The organism is Pseudomonas sp. 05N432, assembly GCF_056396945.1.
Genome location: NZ_JBFTMM010000016.1, coordinates 138,025 through 155,658, shown reverse-complemented (window position 1 = coordinate 155,658; position 17,634 = coordinate 138,025). Strand labels below are relative to the sequence as shown.

At 59.1% G+C, this 17,634-nt stretch carries 15 protein-coding genes and 1 pseudogene; 8 read left to right on the top strand and 8 right to left on the bottom strand.

Annotated elements, in window-relative coordinates:
• The first annotated feature begins 2 nt into the window (after window positions 1–2).
• Window positions 3–980 carry an NAD(P)-dependent oxidoreductase gene (locus AC1DHT_RS18760; protein ID WP_427537025.1) on the top strand — a complete coding sequence of 326 codons (978 nt, stop codon included), beginning with the start codon at window positions 3–5 and terminating at the stop codon, window positions 978–980.
• A gap of 153 nt (window positions 981–1,133) precedes the next feature.
• On the opposite strand, the gene AC1DHT_RS18755 is transcribed toward AC1DHT_RS18760, so the two are convergent.
• The 5 genes and pseudogenes from AC1DHT_RS18755 to AC1DHT_RS18735 all read right to left on the bottom strand — a co-directional run bounded on the left by AC1DHT_RS18755 (window position 1,134) and on the right by AC1DHT_RS18735 (window position 6,763).
• Entirely contained in the window at window positions 1,134–2,321 is a 1,188-nt protein-coding gene (locus tag AC1DHT_RS18755) for a pyridoxal phosphate-dependent aminotransferase (protein WP_427537027.1), read from the bottom strand.
• Window positions 2,322–2,361: 40 nt separating this feature from the next.
• Window positions 2,362–3,225, bottom strand: coding sequence for a methyl-accepting chemotaxis protein (locus AC1DHT_RS18750; RefSeq protein WP_371917664.1), 864 nt, complete (start codon window positions 3,223–3,225; stop codon window positions 2,362–2,364).
• Window positions 3,220–3,972, bottom strand: a pseudogene (locus tag AC1DHT_RS18745) (MCP four helix bundle domain-containing protein); the annotation flags it as partial. The gene AC1DHT_RS18750 and the pseudogene AC1DHT_RS18745, both read right to left, overlap by 6 nt.
• A 267-nt stretch (window positions 3,973–4,239) precedes the next feature.
• The gene (locus AC1DHT_RS18740; RefSeq protein ID WP_427537029.1) at window positions 4,240–5,382 is read right to left on the bottom strand and encodes a glycerate kinase; all 1,143 of its coding nucleotides are present in this window, start codon (window positions 5,380–5,382) and stop codon (window positions 4,240–4,242) included.
• Window positions 5,383–5,641: 259 nt separating this feature from the next.
• On the bottom strand, window positions 5,642–6,763 hold the full coding sequence (locus tag AC1DHT_RS18735) for a sugar diacid recognition domain-containing protein (RefSeq protein WP_427537031.1): 1,122 nt from the start codon (window positions 6,761–6,763) through the stop codon (window positions 5,642–5,644).
• Between the two features lie 168 nt (window positions 6,764–6,931).
• On the opposite strand from AC1DHT_RS18735, the gene AC1DHT_RS18730 reads away from it, so the two are divergent.
• From AC1DHT_RS18730 to rarD, 3 genes are all read left to right on the top strand, one after another.
• Window positions 6,932–8,242 (top strand): MFS transporter, encoded by a 1,311-nt coding sequence (locus tag AC1DHT_RS18730; protein ID WP_427537033.1) that lies wholly within the window; start codon window positions 6,932–6,934, stop codon window positions 8,240–8,242.
• 195 nt (window positions 8,243–8,437) lie between these two features.
• Window positions 8,438–9,451, top strand: a complete 1,014-nt coding sequence (locus tag AC1DHT_RS18725; protein ID WP_427537035.1) for an aldo/keto reductase — start codon at window positions 8,438–8,440, stop codon at window positions 9,449–9,451.
• 200 nt (window positions 9,452–9,651) lie between these two features.
• Window positions 9,652–10,533: an EamA family transporter RarD gene (gene rarD / locus AC1DHT_RS18720; protein WP_427537037.1), complete on the top strand. Its 882-nt coding sequence runs from the start codon at window positions 9,652–9,654 to the stop codon at window positions 10,531–10,533.
• A 123-nt stretch (window positions 10,534–10,656) separates the two neighbouring features.
• Here rarD and hppD read toward each other — a convergent pair whose 3' ends face one another.
• Both hppD and AC1DHT_RS18710 read right to left on the bottom strand, forming a co-directional pair.
• Window positions 10,657–11,733, bottom strand: a complete 1,077-nt coding sequence (gene hppD, locus AC1DHT_RS18715) for a 4-hydroxyphenylpyruvate dioxygenase (RefSeq protein ID WP_427532360.1) — start codon at window positions 11,731–11,733, stop codon at window positions 10,657–10,659.
• A 250-nt stretch (window positions 11,734–11,983) separates the two neighbouring features.
• Window positions 11,984–12,934: a DMT family transporter gene (locus AC1DHT_RS18710; protein ID WP_427537039.1), complete on the bottom strand. Its 951-nt coding sequence runs from the start codon at window positions 12,932–12,934 to the stop codon at window positions 11,984–11,986.
• A 78-nt stretch (window positions 12,935–13,012) separates the two neighbouring features.
• Here AC1DHT_RS18710 and AC1DHT_RS18705 point away from each other — a divergent pair, with 78 nt between their 5' ends.
• The 3 genes from AC1DHT_RS18705 to AC1DHT_RS18695 all read left to right on the top strand — a co-directional run bounded on the left by AC1DHT_RS18705 (window position 13,013) and on the right by AC1DHT_RS18695 (window position 16,145).
• Complete coding sequence (locus AC1DHT_RS18705) at window positions 13,013–13,885, top strand: LysR family transcriptional regulator (RefSeq protein ID WP_427537041.1); 873 nt, start codon at window positions 13,013–13,015, stop codon at window positions 13,883–13,885.
• Between the two features lie 115 nt (window positions 13,886–14,000).
• On the top strand, window positions 14,001–15,536 hold the full coding sequence (locus AC1DHT_RS18700) for an EAL domain-containing protein (RefSeq protein ID WP_427537043.1): 1,536 nt from the start codon (window positions 14,001–14,003) through the stop codon (window positions 15,534–15,536).
• A 246-nt stretch (window positions 15,537–15,782) separates the two neighbouring features.
• Window positions 15,783–16,145 (top strand): histone-like nucleoid-structuring protein, MvaT/MvaU family, encoded by a 363-nt coding sequence (locus AC1DHT_RS18695; protein WP_054597718.1) that lies wholly within the window; start codon window positions 15,783–15,785, stop codon window positions 16,143–16,145.
• Between the two features lie 194 nt (window positions 16,146–16,339).
• On the opposite strand, the gene AC1DHT_RS18690 is transcribed toward AC1DHT_RS18695, so the two are convergent.
• Window positions 16,340–16,879, bottom strand: a complete 540-nt coding sequence (locus tag AC1DHT_RS18690) for a DUF4946 domain-containing protein (protein WP_427537045.1) — start codon at window positions 16,877–16,879, stop codon at window positions 16,340–16,342.
• A gap of 195 nt (window positions 16,880–17,074) precedes the next feature.
• Here AC1DHT_RS18690 and gloA point away from each other — a divergent pair, with 195 nt between their 5' ends.
• Window positions 17,075–17,596, top strand: coding sequence for a lactoylglutathione lyase (gene gloA, locus AC1DHT_RS18685; RefSeq protein ID WP_427537047.1), 522 nt, complete (start codon window positions 17,075–17,077; stop codon window positions 17,594–17,596).
• The last annotated feature ends 38 nt before the right edge of the window (window positions 17,597–17,634 follow it).

Here is a 17,634-nt window from a genome sequence, read left to right as displayed (position 1 = left end):
GGATGAAAAAGCAGGTCGTGCTGTACAAAAAACTCTCTGCGCCACTCATGGCCCGCTTGCATGAACAGGCCGAGGTGACGCTGATCGACAGCCTTGACGCCGAGGGCCTGAAGCGCTTGCGCGATGCGCTGCCCAGCGCTCACGGTCTGCTGGGCGCCAGCCTGAAGCTGGACGCCGAACTGCTCGACCTGGCGCCACGCTTGCGGGCCATCGCCAGTGTCTCGGTCGGCGTCGACAACTACGACATCGACTACCTGAACCGCCGACAGATCCTGCTCAGCAATACCCCGGACGTGTTGACCGAAACCACCGCCGACACCGGTTTCGCGCTGATTCTGGCGACGGCCCGGCGCGTGGTCGAGTTGGCCAATCTGGTGCGTGCCGGGCAATGGAACCGCAACATCGGCCCGGCGCATTTCGGCACCGATGTGCATGGCAAGACCTTGGGTATTATCGGCATGGGCCGCATCGGCGAGGCGTTGGCCCAGCGTGGGCATTTCGGTTTCGGGATGCCGATTCTCTATCACAGCCACAGCGCGAAACCTGCGGTGGAACAGCGTTTCAACGCGCAGTACCGCAGCCTTCCTGCGCTGCTGCAGCAGGCCGATTTTGTCTGCCTGACATTACCGCTGACCGCTGAAACCGAAGGATTGATCGGCGCCGGGCAGTTTGCGCTGATGCGCCCGGAGAGCATTTTTATCAATATCTCCCGAGGCAAAGTGGTCGATGAGGCGGCGTTGATCGAAGCGTTGCGCCAAGGGCAGATTCGTGCGGCTGGGCTGGATGTGTTCGAGCGTGAACCGCTGGTCTACGACTCGCCGTTGTTGCAGTTGAACAACGTGGTGGCGACCCCGCATATTGGCTCTGCAACCCACGAAACCCGCGAGGCCATGGCCTGCTGTGCGGTCGACAATTTGCTCGCGGCGCTGGCGGGTGAACGGCCGGCGAATCTGGTGAATGGTGTTGCGTGGAAAGCTTGAAGGTATTGGTGTTTGTTCGATAGCTATCGCGAGCAGGCTCGCTCCCACAGGGAATTTGTTTCGGGCATGAATTCTGTGCTCGACGCAAATAAAGTGTGGGAGCGAGCCTGCTCGCGAATAGGCCATCAAATCCAGCACACAGCTCCAGGCGGTTCAGGTCCGCCGGGCTTTCAACAGCTCCGTTGCACAGCGCACGATCCGGCGGCAGGCTTCGGCCAGCTGCTGTTGGTCGAGCACCAGGCCAATGCGGATATGCCCCGCCGCACTCGGCCCGAACGCTTCGCCGGCGAGCACCGACACGGCATAACCTTCCAGCAGTTTTTCGGCGAATGCCTGCGCACCGACCCCGGTCTGGCGTACATCGACCATCACGAACATCCCGCCGTCCGGAATCACCGGGCTGATGCCCGGGCAGTCGCCCAGGCGCGCGCACACCAGATCACGCCGCGCACGGTACTCGTTGCGCATCAGCGCAAGCTCCGGCAAATCAGCCTCCAGCGCCACACGCGCTGCGTTCTGCACAAAGTCGGGAATGCCAAAGAGCATGCACAGCGAAAGGTTCTCCAGGTGTTCAGTCAAGGGTTTCGGACCGATCACCCAACCAACTCGCCAGCCAGTCATGGCATGGGATTTCGACAGACTGTTCACGGTCGCCGTACGTTCGGCCATCCCCGGCAGGCTGGCCGGACTGATGTGCTCCCCCTCATATAACAGTTCGCTGTAGACCTCATCGCTGATCAGCCACAGGTCATGCTTGACGCACAAACGCGCCAAGGCCTGCCAGATAGGCAGCGACAGGCTTGCCCCGGAAGGATTGTTCGGACTGTTGAGCAAAATGGCGCGCGTCCTGGGAGTGATCCGTGCGGCGACGTCCGCCGGGTCAACGCGAAATCCGTTTTCCGGTCGCACCGCGATGGGCACCACCTTCGCCCCGCAGGCACCGAACACGCCTTCATAGGTCACGTACATCGGTTCGGCGACCAGCACTTCGTCACCTGGGTCGAGCAGGCATTGCACCACCGAATACACCGCACACTGCGCGCCCGGCAGCACCAGCACATGATCGGCATCGACCATCTGACCGCTGCGCCGGGTGTGACGACGGGCGATGCTGGTGCGCAGCGACCGCGTGCCGCGCACCTCCGAATAATGGGTATCGCCAGCCAGCAAGCTGTCGATGGCCGCCTGCACGATCGGCTTCGGCGTATCGAAATCCGGGTCGCCGACCGACAGCAGCAGGACATCGACGCCCTGCTCGCGCAACTCCAGCGCTCGGTAGTGAATCTGCCAGGCATCGGCTCCGTCGCCGGCGATTCGTTGGGTCAAGGCTGAATAGCGCATGTACATCTCCTGTCGCGCGAACTCCACATTCAACCCTATCTCAAATCACGAAACGCGCCACCATGGCATTCAAATCAACCGCCAGACGCGACAGCTCATGGCTGGCTGCGCTGGTCTGGTTGGCACCGGCGGCCGATTGCGTGGCCAGGTCGCGGATGTTCACCAGGTTGCGGTCCACTTCGCGTGATACCTGCGCCTGTTCTTCCGAGGCGCTGGCGATCACCAGGTTGCGCTCGTTGATCTGGTGGATCGACTGGGTGATTTGCTCCAGCGCCACGCCGGCCGCACGGGCCAGCTCCAATGTAGTGTGCGTACGCTGATTGCTTTGCTGCATGGAGTCGACTGCTTCGCCGGTACCGTTTTGAATCCCGGCGACCATTTTTTCGATTTCCTGGGTCGATTGCGCGGTGCGATGCGCCAAGGCGCGGACCTCGTCTGCCACCACCGCAAAACCGCGTCCGGCTTCACCGGCACGCGCCGCTTCGATGGCCGCGTTAAGTGCCAGCAGGTTGGTCTGCTCGGCAATCGCCCGGATCACATCCAGCACCTTGCCGATATCGCGGCCCTGCGTAGCCAGACCTTCAATCATCAGCGAGGTGCTTTGTACGTCATGGGTCATGGTCTGAATGGCGTTGACGGTTTCCACCACGCGGTCACGACCTTCACGGGCGGCCTGGGTCGATTGATTCGACGCCTCGGAGGTGGACACCGCGTTGCGTGCGACTTCTTCCACCGCGGCGGTCATTTCATTGACAGCGGTCGCGGCCTGTTCGATCTCGTTGTTTTGCTGTTGCAGACCGCGCGACGCTTCTTCGGTCACGGCGCTGAGTTCTTCTGCGGCAGCCCCCAACTGATTCGCGGAACCGGCGATCTGCTCGATGGTTTTGCGCAAGTTGGCCTGCATGGTCGACAAGGCACCGAGCAAACGCGCCGGTTCGTCCTTGCCGTCAATTACGATAGGTTTGGTGAGGTTACCGCCAGCAATCGACTCAGCTGCGGCGACCGCACGGTTCAGTGGTGTGACGATGCTGCGGGTCAGCAGCCAGGCCAGCAGCACCGTCACCAATGCGGCAAACACCGAAACCGCGATGATGCCGTTGGTAGCGAAAGAATATTGGTCGCCCGCTACAGCATCGGCCTCAGTTGCGCCCGCCTTGTTAATCGCGATCAATTTGTTCAGCTGCTCACCCATCAGATCGGTACCGTCCTTGATACGCGTATTGATCAGGTTGCGCAGTTCATCGAGTTTGTTCTGCCGCGACAGCTCCATCATCTGGCTTTGGGCTTGCAGGTAGCTGTCCAGGGTGGCAGCAAAGGTTTTATACAGCGCCGCTTCTTCCGGGCCGGCTGGCAGGGCTGCGTAGCTCTTTTGAGCTTGTCTGGCCTTGTCAGTGAGTACGTTGATGCGGGTTTCAGCGTCTTGCAGTCCGGCAGCGTCGCGGTTTACCAGCACGCGAAACGAGAGGATACGCAAGCGCAAGACGCTCTCGGTCATGTTCCCAAGGAAGGCGACGCTGGGCAGCTGATTGTTTTCCATGTCGATGGAGGCCTGGCGGATGATCGACATGCGGTTCACGGCAAAGATGCCAAGCACGATGACCAGCAATGCAATGAACGCAAAACCCAGGAACGCTCGAGGCGCGATATTCATATTACGTATGGACATAGGATGACTCTCGGGTGGTGAAGTCTTCGAGCATCCATGCAGTGAACGCTGGCAGGCAGAAAGTTGCGCCCAGCGTGCAGGTAGGCGACTTTTATTTGAGGGGTTATGCGCCTATACCCTGTATCGGCAGGGCTTTAGGTTTTATGGAGGGTTGAGCGAAATATATTTCTGGGCAGGAGAAGTGTTTCAGTGGTGAAACACTGCTCCTACCTGTGGCGAGGGAGCTTGCTCCCTCGCCACAAAGGACCGTGTTCAGTGCTTATGTACTGCCACGCGCCAGACGCGGGCGATGTCCCGGGCGCGATCCTGTAGCAGGCGCGGGGCGTCGGCGCAGGCTTGCTCCAGCGTCATCGGCCCGGACGCGAGGGCGAAGGCCGCGTCCACACCATGTTCGTACATCTGCTGGTAGCCCTCGCCAAGCGTGCCGGCAATCACGATCACCGGCACGCCCTGCTGCCGGGCGATACGCGCCACGCCAAACGGGGTTTTGCCGCGCAAGGTCTGGGCATCGAAGCGGCCCTCGCCGGTGATCACCAGGTCTGCATCGCGTACCGCCTCTTCCAGGCCGACCAGATCGGCAACCACTTCCACGCCAGCACGGAATTGCGCGCCAAGAAACGCCTTGGCCGCAAAACCCAGACCGCCCGCGGCGCCACTGCCCGATTCGTCACGCAGATCTTTTCCCAGCGCTTGGGCGCAGATCCCGGCGAAATGCCCAAGGGCCTGATCCAGTTGTTGAACCTGCTCGACCGATGCACCTTTCTGTGGACCGAATATCGCTGAGGCACCATGAGGACCGCACAGTGGATTGTTGACGTCGGCGGCGATCTCGAAGCGCACGCCGGCCAGACGCGGGTCCATTTCACTCAGGTCGATCCGTGCCAGTTGCGCCAATGCCAGCCCACCCGGTTTCAATATCTGCCCCTGAGCATCGAGCAGTCGTACACCCAGCGCCTGCAACGCACCGGCACCTGCGTCGTTGGTCGCACTGCCGCCAATGGCCAGGATGATCCGCTGAGCCCCTGCATCGAGTGCCGCGCGGATCAGTTCGCCCGTGCCGAAGGTGCTGCTGATGCACGCATCGCGTTGCCCCACCGGCACCAACTGCAGGCCGCTGGCTTCGGCCATTTCGATGATCGCAGTGTGATTGTGGGGCAGCCAGCCCCAGTGCGCGTCGACCTGTATACCGAGCGGACCCTGCACGCTGGCGCTGCGCAGCTCACCTTCGCAGGCAGCGAGAATCGACTCGACCGTGCCTTCGCCGCCATCAGCCATCGGGCACTTGACCAGCGTCGCGTCCGGCCAGACCTCGGCCAGGCCCAGCGCAATGGCAGTGGCCACGGCTTCGGCACTCAGGCTGTCCTTGAACGAATCGGGGGCGATGACGATTTTCATGTGAATTCTCCAGTTCCAATGGAGCCCATGCTGCCAGTTGATATGAACAATAACGCCGGTCCGCTGCACAAGTGCAACAGGGGTTTATTGTTCATTCTCACAAAACCCACAAGGATTGGCAGCGAAACAAAATGTTGTGAACTTTGCCGATCCATTGTGGGAGCGAGCCTGCTCGCGATGGCGATGTGTCAGTCGCCATGGATATTGGATGTGATGACCTCTTCGCGAGCAGGCTCGCTCCCACAGGGATTTATGTCGTTCACGGTTTGGCGTCTGTCTCGGGCAGCAGTTGCACGCCCAGGTACAGCGCGAGCATGCCGTCGAGGCGCAGCGGGTCAACGCCGCTGAGTTCGGCAATGCGCTCCATGCGGTAGCGTAGGCTGTTGCGGTGAACGCCCAATGCATCGGCACAGGCCTGGCTTTGGCCGTCGTGTTCGCACCAGCTTCGTAACGTCGCCAACAGTTGGCCGTTGCTGTCCTTGGCGATGACTTTGCGCAGCGGACTGAGCAACTCGTCCAAGGCATCGTCATTGCGATGACGCCAGAGCATGACCGGCAATCGATAGCGGTTCAGCATCAGCAACCGGGTTTTCGGCAGCACATCGCGCCCATAGGCCAGCAAGTCGCCGACCCGTCGATAGCAGCGGCGCAAGCCTTGCAAACCATCGGCCTGGCCACCCACGGCGACGCGCAGAATGTTCCAGCCCAGGCCTTCGAGTTTCTCCAGCAAGCGCTCGTTGTCCACTGCTTGCGTGGTCGGCCGGCACCACAGCAATGACGACTTGGCGGAACTCACGCACCAACTGTCGGGATAGCGTGAGATCAGCCAGGCACTCAAGGCCTCGGCGGTTTGCCCCGCTCCATGCTCCAGGCCCAGCTCGAACAAATAAGGCGTGCGCGACAGCTGCGGCTTGAGGCCCATTTGCTGAGCTTCGTCAATCAGCCGCGGCGAATCCCCGGCCTCGCTGAGCAGCAACGCCAGCAGGTCATCGCAACGCTGGCGACGCCATTGCTGTTCGGCCTGCTGGTTGCGCTGGCCGACCAGCATCTCGGCAGTCATGCGCACCAGTTCGGCATAGGTCCGCAGCTGCTCGGGTTCACCGGTAATACCCAACACGCCGATCAAACGCTGATCGAGCAGTAACGGCAGATTGATCCCCGGCTGCACGCCTTTGAGGTGCACAGCGGTCTGCGCGTCGATTTCCACCACCCGCCCATTCGCCAGCACCAGTTGCGCACCTTCGTGTCGGGTGTTGATCCGCTCCGGCTCGCCACTGCCGAGGATCAGCCCCTGGCTGTCCATGACATTGACGTTGTACGGCAGAATGGCCATCGCCCGGTCGACGATATCCTGCGCCAGGTCGTGATCGAGTTCGAACATGCGACGTAATCCTTGAAAACGTGCGGTGATTGATTGTTCACCCGCACAGGCTGTTGGCGCAAACCCTGTGCTCAGGCACAAAGACATCCGCGTAGGGGTGACCGAGACTCTCCAGACGACCAACGTTACCCTTGCCTCGCAAAAAATCATAATAAAGAGAGTCCCGCCATGTCACAGAGCGCCGCTGCCACCCTGGCCACCGATGACGATAAAAACGCCGTCTACAAGCGCGTTACCCTGCGCTTGATCCCCTTCATCTTTGTCTGCTACCTGTTCAACTACCTCGACCGGGTCAACGTTGGATTTGCCAAACTGCAGATGCTCGATGCGCTGAAATTCAGCGAAACCGTGTACGGCCTCGGGGCCGGGATTTTCTTCATCGGCTACGTGTTGTGTGGCGTGCCGAGCAACCTGGCGCTGAGCAAGTTCGGCCCACGGCGCTGGATCGCGCTGATGATGGTCACCTGGGGCATGCTGTCGACCTGCCTGCTGTTCGTCACCACGCCGACCGGGTTCTACACCCTGCGCCTGTTCACCGGTGCCGCCGAAGCCGGGTTCTTCCCGGGCGTGGTGCTGTACCTCTCGCAGTGGTTCCCGACCTTCCGCCGTGGCCGCATCATGGCGCTGTTCATGTCGGCGATTCCGGTGTCCGGCCTGCTCGGCAGCCCGTTCTCAGGCTGGATTCTCAACCACTTCGCCGCCGGTCAAGGTGGCCTCGCCGGCTGGCAGTGGATGTTCCTGCTGCAAGGCATTCCGACCATCACGCTGGGTGCGCTGGCGTTCTTCCTGCTCAGCGACAACTTCGCCAGCGCCAAATGGCTCAAGCCAGAAGAGCGTGCCGTGCTCGAGGCGGATCAAGCCATCGATTGGTCCAGCAAACCGAAAACCGCCACCGACTCGCTGCTGGCCGTGTTCAAGAACCCGGCAATCTGGGCGTTCGGCCTGATCTACTTCTGCATTCAAAGCGGTGTGTACGCGATCAACTTCTGGTTGCCGTCGATCATCAAGAACCTCGGTTTCGCCGATAACCTGGTGATCGGCTGGCTCAGTGCGATTCCGTACCTGCTGGCAGCCGTGTTCATGCTGATGGTCGGTCGCTCGGCGGACTTGCATAAAGAACGCCGCTGGCATTTGGTGGTGCCGATGTTGATGGGCGCGGTGGGTCTGTTGATCGCCGTGAACTTTGCGGCCAACCCGGCCATTGCGATTCTTGGCCTGACCATCGCCACCATGGGCGCCCTCACCGGCTTGCCGATGTTCTGGCCAGTGCCTACCGCCATGCTCAGCGCCGGCGCTGCTGCCGGTGGCCTGGCGTTGATCAACTCCATGGGCCAGATGGCCGGTTTCCTCAGCCCGTACCTGGTCGGTTGGGTCAAGGACAGCACCGGCTCGACCGATGCAGCGTTGTACCTGCTGGCGGGGGTGATTGTTTGCGGCAGCCTGTTGGCGCTGCGCATGACCCGCACCTTGCGCGCTTGATACCTGACAATCCCTGTGGGAGCGAGCCTGCTCGCGATAGCGGTGTAACAGTCCCCCTCAATGGTGAATGTTATGGCCTCATCGCGAGCAGGCTCGCTCCCACATTTGATCTGCGGTGTTCGATAATTCCGTTTGCCCCGTGCGGTTGTTCTGGTATTTGATTGAGCCTTTCCCACCGGTAAAAGGATTTCGCACATGACCTACCGCACACTGGGCCAATCCGGACTGCAAGTGTCCACCCTGACCCTGGGCACCATGATGTTTGGCGAGCAGACCAGCACCGAAGATTCGCTGCGGATCATCGAGAAGGCCTGGGATCAGGGCGTCAACTTCATCGATACGGCAGACGTCTACACCGGCGGCAGCTCCGAAGAGATCGTTGGCGAAGCGATTGCCGGCCACCGTCACGAATGGGTGGTGGCTTCCAAGGTCGGCTTCGGCCCGGTGGACGGTGTGCCGAATCGCAGCGGGCTGAGCCGCAAGCACCTGTTCAATGGCATCGATGCCAGCCTTTCCCGCCTGGGCACCGATTACCTGGACATCTATTACCTGCACCGCGAAGACCACAACACGCCGCTGGAGGTCACGGTGTCGGCCATCGGCGACCTGATTCGCCAAGGCAAGATCCGTTACTGGGGCTTGTCCAACTACCGTGGCTGGCGTATCGCCGAAGTAATCCGCGTCGCCGAGAAACTCGGTGTCGACAAACCGGTGATCAGCCAGCCGCTGTACAACATCGTCAATCGCCAGGCCGAAACCGAACAAATTACCGCCGCCAATGCCTACGGCCTCGGCGTGGTGCCTTACAGCCCGCTGGCCCGTGGCGTGTTGAGCGGCAAGTACGCGCCAGACGTCACCCCGGACGCCAACAGCCGCGCCGGGCGCCAGGACAAGCGCATCCTGGAAACCGAATGGCGGGTCGAGTCGCTGCGCATTGCCCAGCAGATTCAGGCATACACCCAAGAGCGCGGCGTCGGCATCGTCGAGTTCGCCATCGCCTGGGTGCTGAACAACTCTGCCGTCAGCTCGGCCATCGTCGGCCCGCGCACCGAAGCCCAATGGGATGCCTACACCAAGGCCCTGGCGGTGAAGATCACGGCTGAAGACGAAGCCTTCATCGACTCGCTGGTGACGCCGGGGCACTCGTCGACGCCAGGGTTCAATGACATGGGCCATTTCGTGTCTGGGCGTAAACCACGTTCCAACTAAATAAACACATACCCCTGTGGGAGCGAGCCTGCTCGCGATAGCGGTTTCACATTCAACATTGATGTTGGCTGGTAGACCGCCATCGCGAGCAGGCTCGCTCCCACAGTTGGTTTATGTTGATCATTCGGACAATATTCGGCTCTGAAACCACGTATCCTCTGCACCCGTTTCACGCTCACTCAATGTCTCGCGAGGACAGTTTGTCTAAAGGTATTGCTCTATCGGTGTCAGCCTCGGTGCTGTTCGCCGTCATGTATTTCTACACCTCGTTGCTGTCGCCCCTGAGCGGCGTGGAAATCTTCGGCTGGCGAATGCTGCTGACCGTGCCGTGCATGACCGTGTTCATGGTGGTTTCCGGCGAATGGCGGCGCGTGGTCGAGATCCTCCGTCGAGTGGGCAGCAAACCGGCATTGTTCGGTGGCCTGCTGGTTTCCTCGGCATTGCTCGGCGTGCAACTCTGGTTGTTCATGTGGGCGCCGCTGAACGGCCACAGCCTTGACGTTTCGCTGGGCTACTTCCTGTTGCCACTGACCATGGTGCTGACCGGGCGCATCGCCTATGGCGAACAGCTCTCGTACCTGCAAAAGATCGCCGCGTTTTTCGCCACCCTCGGCGTGCTCAACGAGTTGTATCAGGTGGGCAGTTTTTCCTGGGCGACTCTCTTGGTGGCCATCGGTTACCCGACCTATTTCGTGCTGCGCCGACGTCTGGCGTCGGACAACCTCGGCGGTTTGTGGCTGGACATGACGCTGATGCTGCCGGTGGCGTACGGGTTCGTGCACAGCGGTGAACAAGGCTTTGCCGTATTCGATCAACACCCGTGGTTGTCGCTGCTGATCCCCCTGCTCGGGGTGATCAGTGCTTCGGCACTGGTGGTGTACATCATTGCCAGCCGCTTGCTGCCATTCAGCCTGTTCGGGCTGCTGAGCTATGTCGAACCGGTGCTGTTGCTGGGGGTTGCATTGCTGCTGGGAGAAAGCATCAAGGCGGGAGAATGGCTGACCTACATCCCGATCTGGCTGGCGGTGCTGGTGTTGGTGTTTGAGGGCTTCAAGCATTTGATGCGGCATCGCCGCCCGTAAAGCACACAAAACAATGTGGGAGCGAGCCTGCTCGCGATGGCGTCTTCAGACTCAACATTGATGTTGGCTGACAGATCGCTATCGCGAGCAAGCCCGCTCCCACAGGTTTACCGTTGAGTCAGATTACTCAGTCGAGAGCACACCACGGCGAACCTGGTCGCGTTCGATGGATTCGAACAGTGCCTTGAAGTTGCCTTCGCCGAAGCCATCGTCGCCTTTACGCTGGATGAATTCGAAGAACACCGGGCCCATCAGGGTTTCCGAGAAGATTTGCAGCAACAGACGCTTGTCGCCCGCCTCGGACGAACCGTCCAGCAGAATCCCCCGCGCTTGGAGTTCGTTGACCGGTTCGCCGTGGTTTGGCAAACGGCCTTCGAGCATTTCGTAGTAGGTGTCTGGCGGCGCGGTCATGAAGCGCATGCCGATCTTTTTCAGGTGATCCCAGGTCTTGATCAGGTCATCGGAGAGGAAGGCAACGTGCTGGATACCCTCGCCGTTGAACTGCATCAGGAACTCTTCGATCTGCCCGGCGCCCTTGGACGACTCTTCGTTCAGCGGGATGCGGATCATGCCATCCGGGGCAGTCATGGCCTTGGAGGTCAGGCCGGTGTATTCGCCCTTGATGTCGAAGTAACGGATCTCGCGGAAGTTGAACAGCTTCTCATAGAAGTTCGCCCAATAGGCCATACGGCCGCGGTACACGTTATGGGTCAGGTGGTCGATGATCTTCAGGCCGGCCCCGACCGGGTGGCGGTCAACGCCTTCGATGAACACGAAGTCGATGTCGTAGATCGAGCTGCCTTCACCGAAACGGTCGATCAAGTACAGCGGCGCGCCGCCGATGCCTTTGATCGCCGGCAGGTTCAGTTCCATCGGGCCGGTTTCGATGTGGATCGGCTGGGCGCCGAGTTCCAGGGCGCGCTTGTAGGCCTTTTGCGAATCCTTGACCCGGAACGCCATACCGCATACCGACGGACCGTGTTCAGCCGCGAAATACGACGCCACGCTGTGGGGTTCGTTATTGAGGATCAGGTTGATCTGGCCCTGCCGATACAGGTGCACGTCTTTGGAGCGGTGGGTCGCGACCTTGGTGAAGCCCATGATCTCGAAGATCGGCTCAAGGGTGTTCGGGGTCGGCGATGCGAATTCGATGAACTCAAAGCCCATCAGGCCCATTGGGTTTTCGTATAAATCTGCCATGGTTGGCGCCTCATCATGATGCTTTTGGAATTAACGGAACGTTAGTTACAAGCACTGCTGAGAGCGGCGGGTGGCGCACAGGAGATACCTCGCACACTGCGGGCGAGAAAATCACCGTAGATCAATTGGAACCCAAATATCTTCATTGTCGACCCAAGGCTCTTGCGGGCGAGGCTTCTGCTGCCAGAAGACGTTATTCTTATATGCGTAACCGGATTCTACACAGCGTAACCTTGTTTGTCCGCCTTCTCTATAAAATCCCCCTTTTTGACGCCGGTGCAAGGGGTTTATTGCACAGGTAAATGCCCAGCAGAATCGCCCCGCCTCCCAGGTACATCGCCCCACTCGACTGCTCGCCCAGCAACAGCGCGCCAAGTATCACTGCCGTCAGCGGATTCAGGGCGATGAACACCCCCGAACGGGTAGCGCCGATTTTACGAATACCGTCGTAGTACCAAATGTAGGCCAGTGCCGAACCGAGTACCCCCAGGTACAACAGACTCAACAGCTGCGTCACCTGCAAATCGCCCAACACCTCAAGACTCACCTCGCCGCGTGCGGCGCTGGTCGTCCACAACATCAATGTGCCCAGCACAATCGAGTAGGTCACGGTGTGCAGCGGGCCCAACGCTTGGTTCAGGCCTTTGGAAAACAACGAATAGATGCCCCAACCCAACACGCAACCGAAAATCAGCAGATCACCGATCCAGCTGTTCGCGGCGCCGCCATCAAACACCGGCTGGTTGCGACTGAAAATGACCACCCCTGCCCCAGCGATGCAGATCGCGATGCCGCCAATTTTGACCCGACTCAAGCGCTCCTTGAACAGCAGCCACGACGCCAACCCGATGACCGCCGGATTCAGCGCCACGATCAGCGATGCCCGAGAGGCGTTGATGTAGTGCAAGCCGTAAAAGAAACACAGGTTGTAAAAGAAGATCCCGAAAAAACCCAGCACGCCCAACTGCAACCACTGCCTGAAGGTCGGACGCATCAAAGGGATGCGCGCCAGAGCCATAAACAGCAGCAAGGCCAGGCTCGCCAACAGAAAGCGCAGGCTCGCCGCGAATAACGGGCTGAGAGCGTCGGCGAGAAACCGGCCAGCCACGAAGGTCCCACCCCAGATCATCGTGACCGTGGCGAGTTTCAGGTAAACCGGAACATCTGAATCACGGGAGCCACTTTGGACAAGGCTTTTCATAAATTTCCACGCCGAGAAGGAAGTCGGATGACGTATTCTTTGCGTAATGCCTGATCATCGTAAAATGAGTAAATACTCATGACCCTGACCCAACTCGAGATTTTTTCGCTGGTGGCCGAGCTGCACGGTTTCACCAGTGCGGCCAACCGCCTGGGCATCACCCAGTCGGCGGTGTCCCATGCCATCAAGTCGCTGGAGCAGGAACTCGGTGTAGAGTTGCTCAGACGGCATCAGTCCCACATCGAGCTAAGCGATATCGGACAACAACTGCTGTTACGCGCCCGCGCCATGCTCGGGCTGGCCAGCACCTTGCGCCAGGAAGCAGCGGATGCTCGCGGAATGAAACGTGGCACGCTGCGTATCGGCTCATTCGGACCGACCTCGTCGATCAAACTGCTGCCGAAGATTTTGCAGCACTACCGTGCGGCGTATCCCGGAATCGAGATCCACGTTGACGAAGGCCCGGATCGGCAAGTGCTGCAATGGCTTGACGAGCGGCGTATCGATATCGGTTTTGTGGTGTTGCCCGAGGAACGCTTTGATACGTTTGCCCTGGTGGAAGACCAGATGGTCGCGCTGATACCGGCCACTCATGAACTCGCCCGACGCGACAGCCTGAGCTTGAGTGATCTGTGTCACGACCCGTTCATTCTCACTGAAGCCGGCTCTTCGGAGCTGGTTTCGCACCTGTTCAGCGCCGCCCGGCTGACTCCGGACATTCGCTATCGCAGCTCGCAGTTGCTCAGCACACTGGAAACCGTCAGCCGTGGCGACGCCTTGACACTGGTCGCCGAACTTTCGCTGCCGAACGCGGAACATGCGCGCTACGTGAAAAAGCCACTTTCACCGCCGGTCAAACGTCAGGTCGGCCTGGCAGTACTCGACCAGCGCCAGTCATCACCGGCGACCCTGGCGTTTATCAAGTTGGCCGCAAGCCTGGACTACCGTTGAAAAGCGCAAAGCCTTTACGCCATCTATCATGGCCCTTGTCTGTACTCTTTTTGAGAGGCAAGCCTGTGCCCTGCCTGCACTTGAGCTCCCTACTCCATCGTCGCAGGTTCCACACATGCCCTTGACCATCAAAGCCCGCCGCACGCCACGGACTCGCAACCTCATCACGCTGTTGATCGGCTTGGTGCCGGTGGTGCTGGGCTTCGTCATTCTGCATATGCAGGCCGGACGGGCGCTGGAGCAAAGCACCCACCAAACGGCCGAAGAAGCGGTGCGGCAATTCGATTTGATGCTCGATGACACCGCGCTGGCGGCACAAGAACTGCTGCCGCTGGCCGGACAGCCTTGCGCCGATGTCAAACTGGCCCTGCGCGAACAAGTCACGCGCCGGCCCTTCGTGCGTTCGACCAATCTTGTGTGGGACAACAACATATATTGCAGTTCACTATTTGGCGACTATCAGGCAGCGGTTGATCCTGGCGAGTACACACAAGGCAAGTTGTGGTTGATGAACGGCAACCCGGTCACACCCAATACCGCGGTGCTGGTGTATCGCCTCAGCGAAGGCAAGCAAGGCGCCCTGACCGCCCTTGACGGCTATCACCTGAGCAACGTCCTGCGGCTGATTGGTCGCCAGACTCTACTGTTACTGCAAGTCGGCCCCCACTGGTTATCTACCGATGGCCAGGTCCACGAGGGCACCTTGTCCGTATTGCCGGTAGCCCGAAGCAACCTTGCGTCTTCGCGGTATGCCTTTGAAGTAGAGGCCGGTTTTCCCGAGGGCGAAGTCTGGCGCTACATGAAAAGCGAATACCCGCCGTTGTTCAGCCTGCTGATCTTCTTTGGGGTGATCGCCGGGGCCGTTGGTCATTGGCTGCAGAAACGCTCGTCGTCACAGACTCATGAACTGCAACGGGCACTGGAAGCCAATGAGTTCATTCCTTACTTCCAGCCTGTGGTTCACGGTGATAGCAAAGAGTGGGCAGGCGTCGAGGTCCTGATGCGCTGGCAGCACCCAAAAGAAGGCCTGGTGCGTCCGGACCTGTTCATTCCATTCGCCGAGCATTCCGGATTGATCGTGCCGATGACCCGCTCGTTGATGCGCCAGACTGCCGCGTTGCTCGCCCCGCATGCGCCTATGTTCCATGAGCGCTTTCACATCGGCATCAACATCACCGCCAGCCACTGCCGTGACCTTGCGCTGGTAGACGATTGCCGCGAGTTTCTCGCCGCCTTCCCGCCCGGCAAGGTTGCGCTGGTTCTGGAGCTGACCGAGCGCGAGCTGATCGAACCCAACGCCATCACCCTTCAATTGTTCGAACAGTTACATGCGTTGGGGGTGATGATTGCGATCGATGATTTTGGCACCGGGCATTCAAGCCTGGGCTATTTGCGCCAGTTCAATGTGGACTTTCTGAAAATAGATCAGAGCTTTGTGGCGATGATCGGTGTTGATGCCTTGTCCCGCCACATACTCGACAGCATCATCGAACTCTCGGCCAAGCTGGACCTTGGTATCGTTGCCGAAGGTGTCGAAACCCTCGAACAGAGTGATTATCTTGCCCGTCACGGGGTGAACTTCCTGCAAGGCTACCTATTTGGGCGACCCATGCCGGCTACCGATTTCATTATTGCGTTGAACAGCCATTAATTAGCCACTTTGCGCGTTCCATGGACATCCTCAACAAAAGGATCCACGCCGCAAATTGCATCAAACAGCAACGCGCGTTACATCATGAAAAAGACGTGATTTACTCTGAGCAAATTAACTACTACAATTTTTCTTGCCTGCGCAAGATTGACAGGTGAGCCATTAACACCGAGTCGCTACAAGGCTCTTGGCTTATAGCTTTGTTGGCGGTTGGTATCAGCCAAACACACTATTGGAGTAAAGATATTGTCCAGACTCGCTGAATTTCGTGCCGCTGAAAAGGCCCTTCAAGAACAGCTCGCGCAGCTGGAATCGCTGAAGAACGACGCCGGGCTCAAGAAAGAAATCGAATTCGAAGAAAAGCTCCAGGGGCTGATGAAAACCTACGGCAAGAGCTTGCGCGACATCATCGCCATTCTCAACCCGAACCCAAAATCCGGCCTGCTGCAGGCCGCCGCACCGAAAACCCGCCGCGCCCGTGTGGTCAAGGTTTATCAAAACCCGCACACTGGTGAACTGATTGAAACCAAGGGCGGCAATCACCGTGGCCTGAAAGCCTGGAAGGAACAATATGGTGCAAGCACCGTTGACTCCTGGCTGCGCACTTAAGCTTTCCTGCGCCCCTCCAAAAGCCCTGCCTGTGCAGGGCTTTTTTATGCTCGCCTATACTTAATGCAACGATGATCGTCGATCTAGTTGGAAACGCCGGCCAAATACCACAGGCATCCGGTACAACTTTCTGCTTAATCCCTTTGGGTATTAAACAATATCCCTCGGCACGGCTAGCATGCAGACATCGCGCACTACTTAAGTCTCAAACTGTTTCGCGCATCGCGTATTTCATCCTGACTTGCGGCATAAGCCTCGGCTTGGCCTGCGTAGGAAAAAACATAGGCCTTATCGGCATCTAGCGCCGCGACTAATGTTTGCGACAACACATGTCGTCCATTCTGGGTGACCGTGCAGGTGGTTTCCAGCGCTTGCAGCCTGCTCAATGTAGCGGGATGAATTTTGTTGCAAACACTTTGATAACCGCCCCGAAAAAAATCCTTTTGCACGGACTTGCGCATTTCCAGCAGCACGCCTTGCAAATTGACTTCATGCCCCGGCTCAACCTGGCTCATGGTCAACTCCATGACCAGCACCGGATCACCGTTTTCATCGTTTTTCACCGCCCGCTGCCTTGTAACCTTCGCCGCCGTCTGAACGGCCACACCCTCTTGCGGCAATACCTGCACCTCCCAGCCACTGGGCCAGGTAATTTCAGGAAGCACAGTCTCGGCGCGGGCAACAGCCGACAACAGGCAGGTCAAAACAATCAAATAGCGATACGGTCGAAACATTGCACTCAACACTGACGGGGCGAGCGTTAAAGTCTGAGCCCCGCCACGCCGCCAGGCAATAGCTGAAGGTTTTGCTTTGGTGCAATACACAGCCTTGCGTATTATTGGCGTACTGCAAGCAAGTCCCATCAACGGCAAGCCAAGGGACAGCTCTTGTCTTGAGCGCCGTTTGCCCCACTTTTTTCCGGAGGGCCCATGAGCCTGCACGAACTGAACACCTTCCCCGGCGTTACCGCCCAACCTGACACTGCCACGCAGCAATTCGTCTTCAACCACACCATGTTGCGGGTCAAGGACATCACCAAATCGCTGGATTTCTACACGCGCATCCTCGGCTTTACACTGGTGGAAAAGCGCGATTTCCCGGAAGCCGAGTTCAGCCTGTATTTCCTGGCGCTGGTCGATAAGAACCTGATACCGGCCGACGCCGCTGCACGTACCCAGTGGATGAAATCGATTCCCGGCATTCTTGAGCTGACTCACAACCACGGCACCGAGAACAATGCGGATTTCGCCTACCACAATGGCAACACCGACCCTCGCGGTTTCGGCCACATCTGCATTTCGGTGCCAGACATTCGCGCGGCTTGCGAGCGCTTCGAAGCACTGGGCTGTGATTTCCAGAAACGCCTGAATGACGGCCGCATGAAGAGCCTGGCGTTCATCAAGGACCCGGACGCGTACTGGGTTGAGATCATTCAGCCGGCGCCGCTGTAAAACTCACTGAAAATCCAATGTGGGAACGTCGCACGGCC

Coding starts and splice junctions, on each gene's coding strand:
- AC1DHT_RS18760 (WP_427537025.1), top strand. CDS start 3: ATGAAAAAGCAGGTCGTGCTGTACAAAAAACTCTCTGCGCCACTCATG.
- AC1DHT_RS18755 (WP_427537027.1), bottom strand. CDS start 2,321: ATGCGCTATTCAGCCTTGACCCAACGAATCGCCGGCGACGGAGCCGAT.
- AC1DHT_RS18750 (WP_371917664.1), bottom strand. CDS start 3,225: ATGCAGGCCAACTTGCGCAAAACCATCGAGCAGATCGCCGGTTCCGCG.
- AC1DHT_RS18740 (WP_427537029.1), bottom strand. CDS start 5,382: ATGAAAATCGTCATCGCCCCCGATTCGTTCAAGGACAGCCTGAGTGCC.
- AC1DHT_RS18735 (WP_427537031.1), bottom strand. CDS start 6,763: ATGTTCGAACTCGATCACGACCTGGCGCAGGATATCGTCGACCGGGCG.
- AC1DHT_RS18730 (WP_427537033.1), top strand. CDS start 6,932: ATGTCACAGAGCGCCGCTGCCACCCTGGCCACCGATGACGATAAAAAC.
- AC1DHT_RS18725 (WP_427537035.1), top strand. CDS start 8,438: ATGACCTACCGCACACTGGGCCAATCCGGACTGCAAGTGTCCACCCTG.
- hppD (WP_427532360.1), bottom strand. CDS start 11,733: ATGGCAGATTTATACGAAAACCCAATGGGCCTGATGGGCTTTGAGTTC.
- AC1DHT_RS18710 (WP_427537039.1), bottom strand. CDS start 12,934: ATGAAAAGCCTTGTCCAAAGTGGCTCCCGTGATTCAGATGTTCCGGTT.
- AC1DHT_RS18705 (WP_427537041.1), top strand. CDS start 13,013: ATGACCCTGACCCAACTCGAGATTTTTTCGCTGGTGGCCGAGCTGCAC.
- AC1DHT_RS18700 (WP_427537043.1), top strand. CDS start 14,001: ATGCCCTTGACCATCAAAGCCCGCCGCACGCCACGGACTCGCAACCTC.
- AC1DHT_RS18690 (WP_427537045.1), bottom strand. CDS start 16,879: ATGTTTCGACCGTATCGCTATTTGATTGTTTTGACCTGCCTGTTGTCG.
- gloA (WP_427537047.1), top strand. CDS start 17,075: ATGAGCCTGCACGAACTGAACACCTTCCCCGGCGTTACCGCCCAACCT.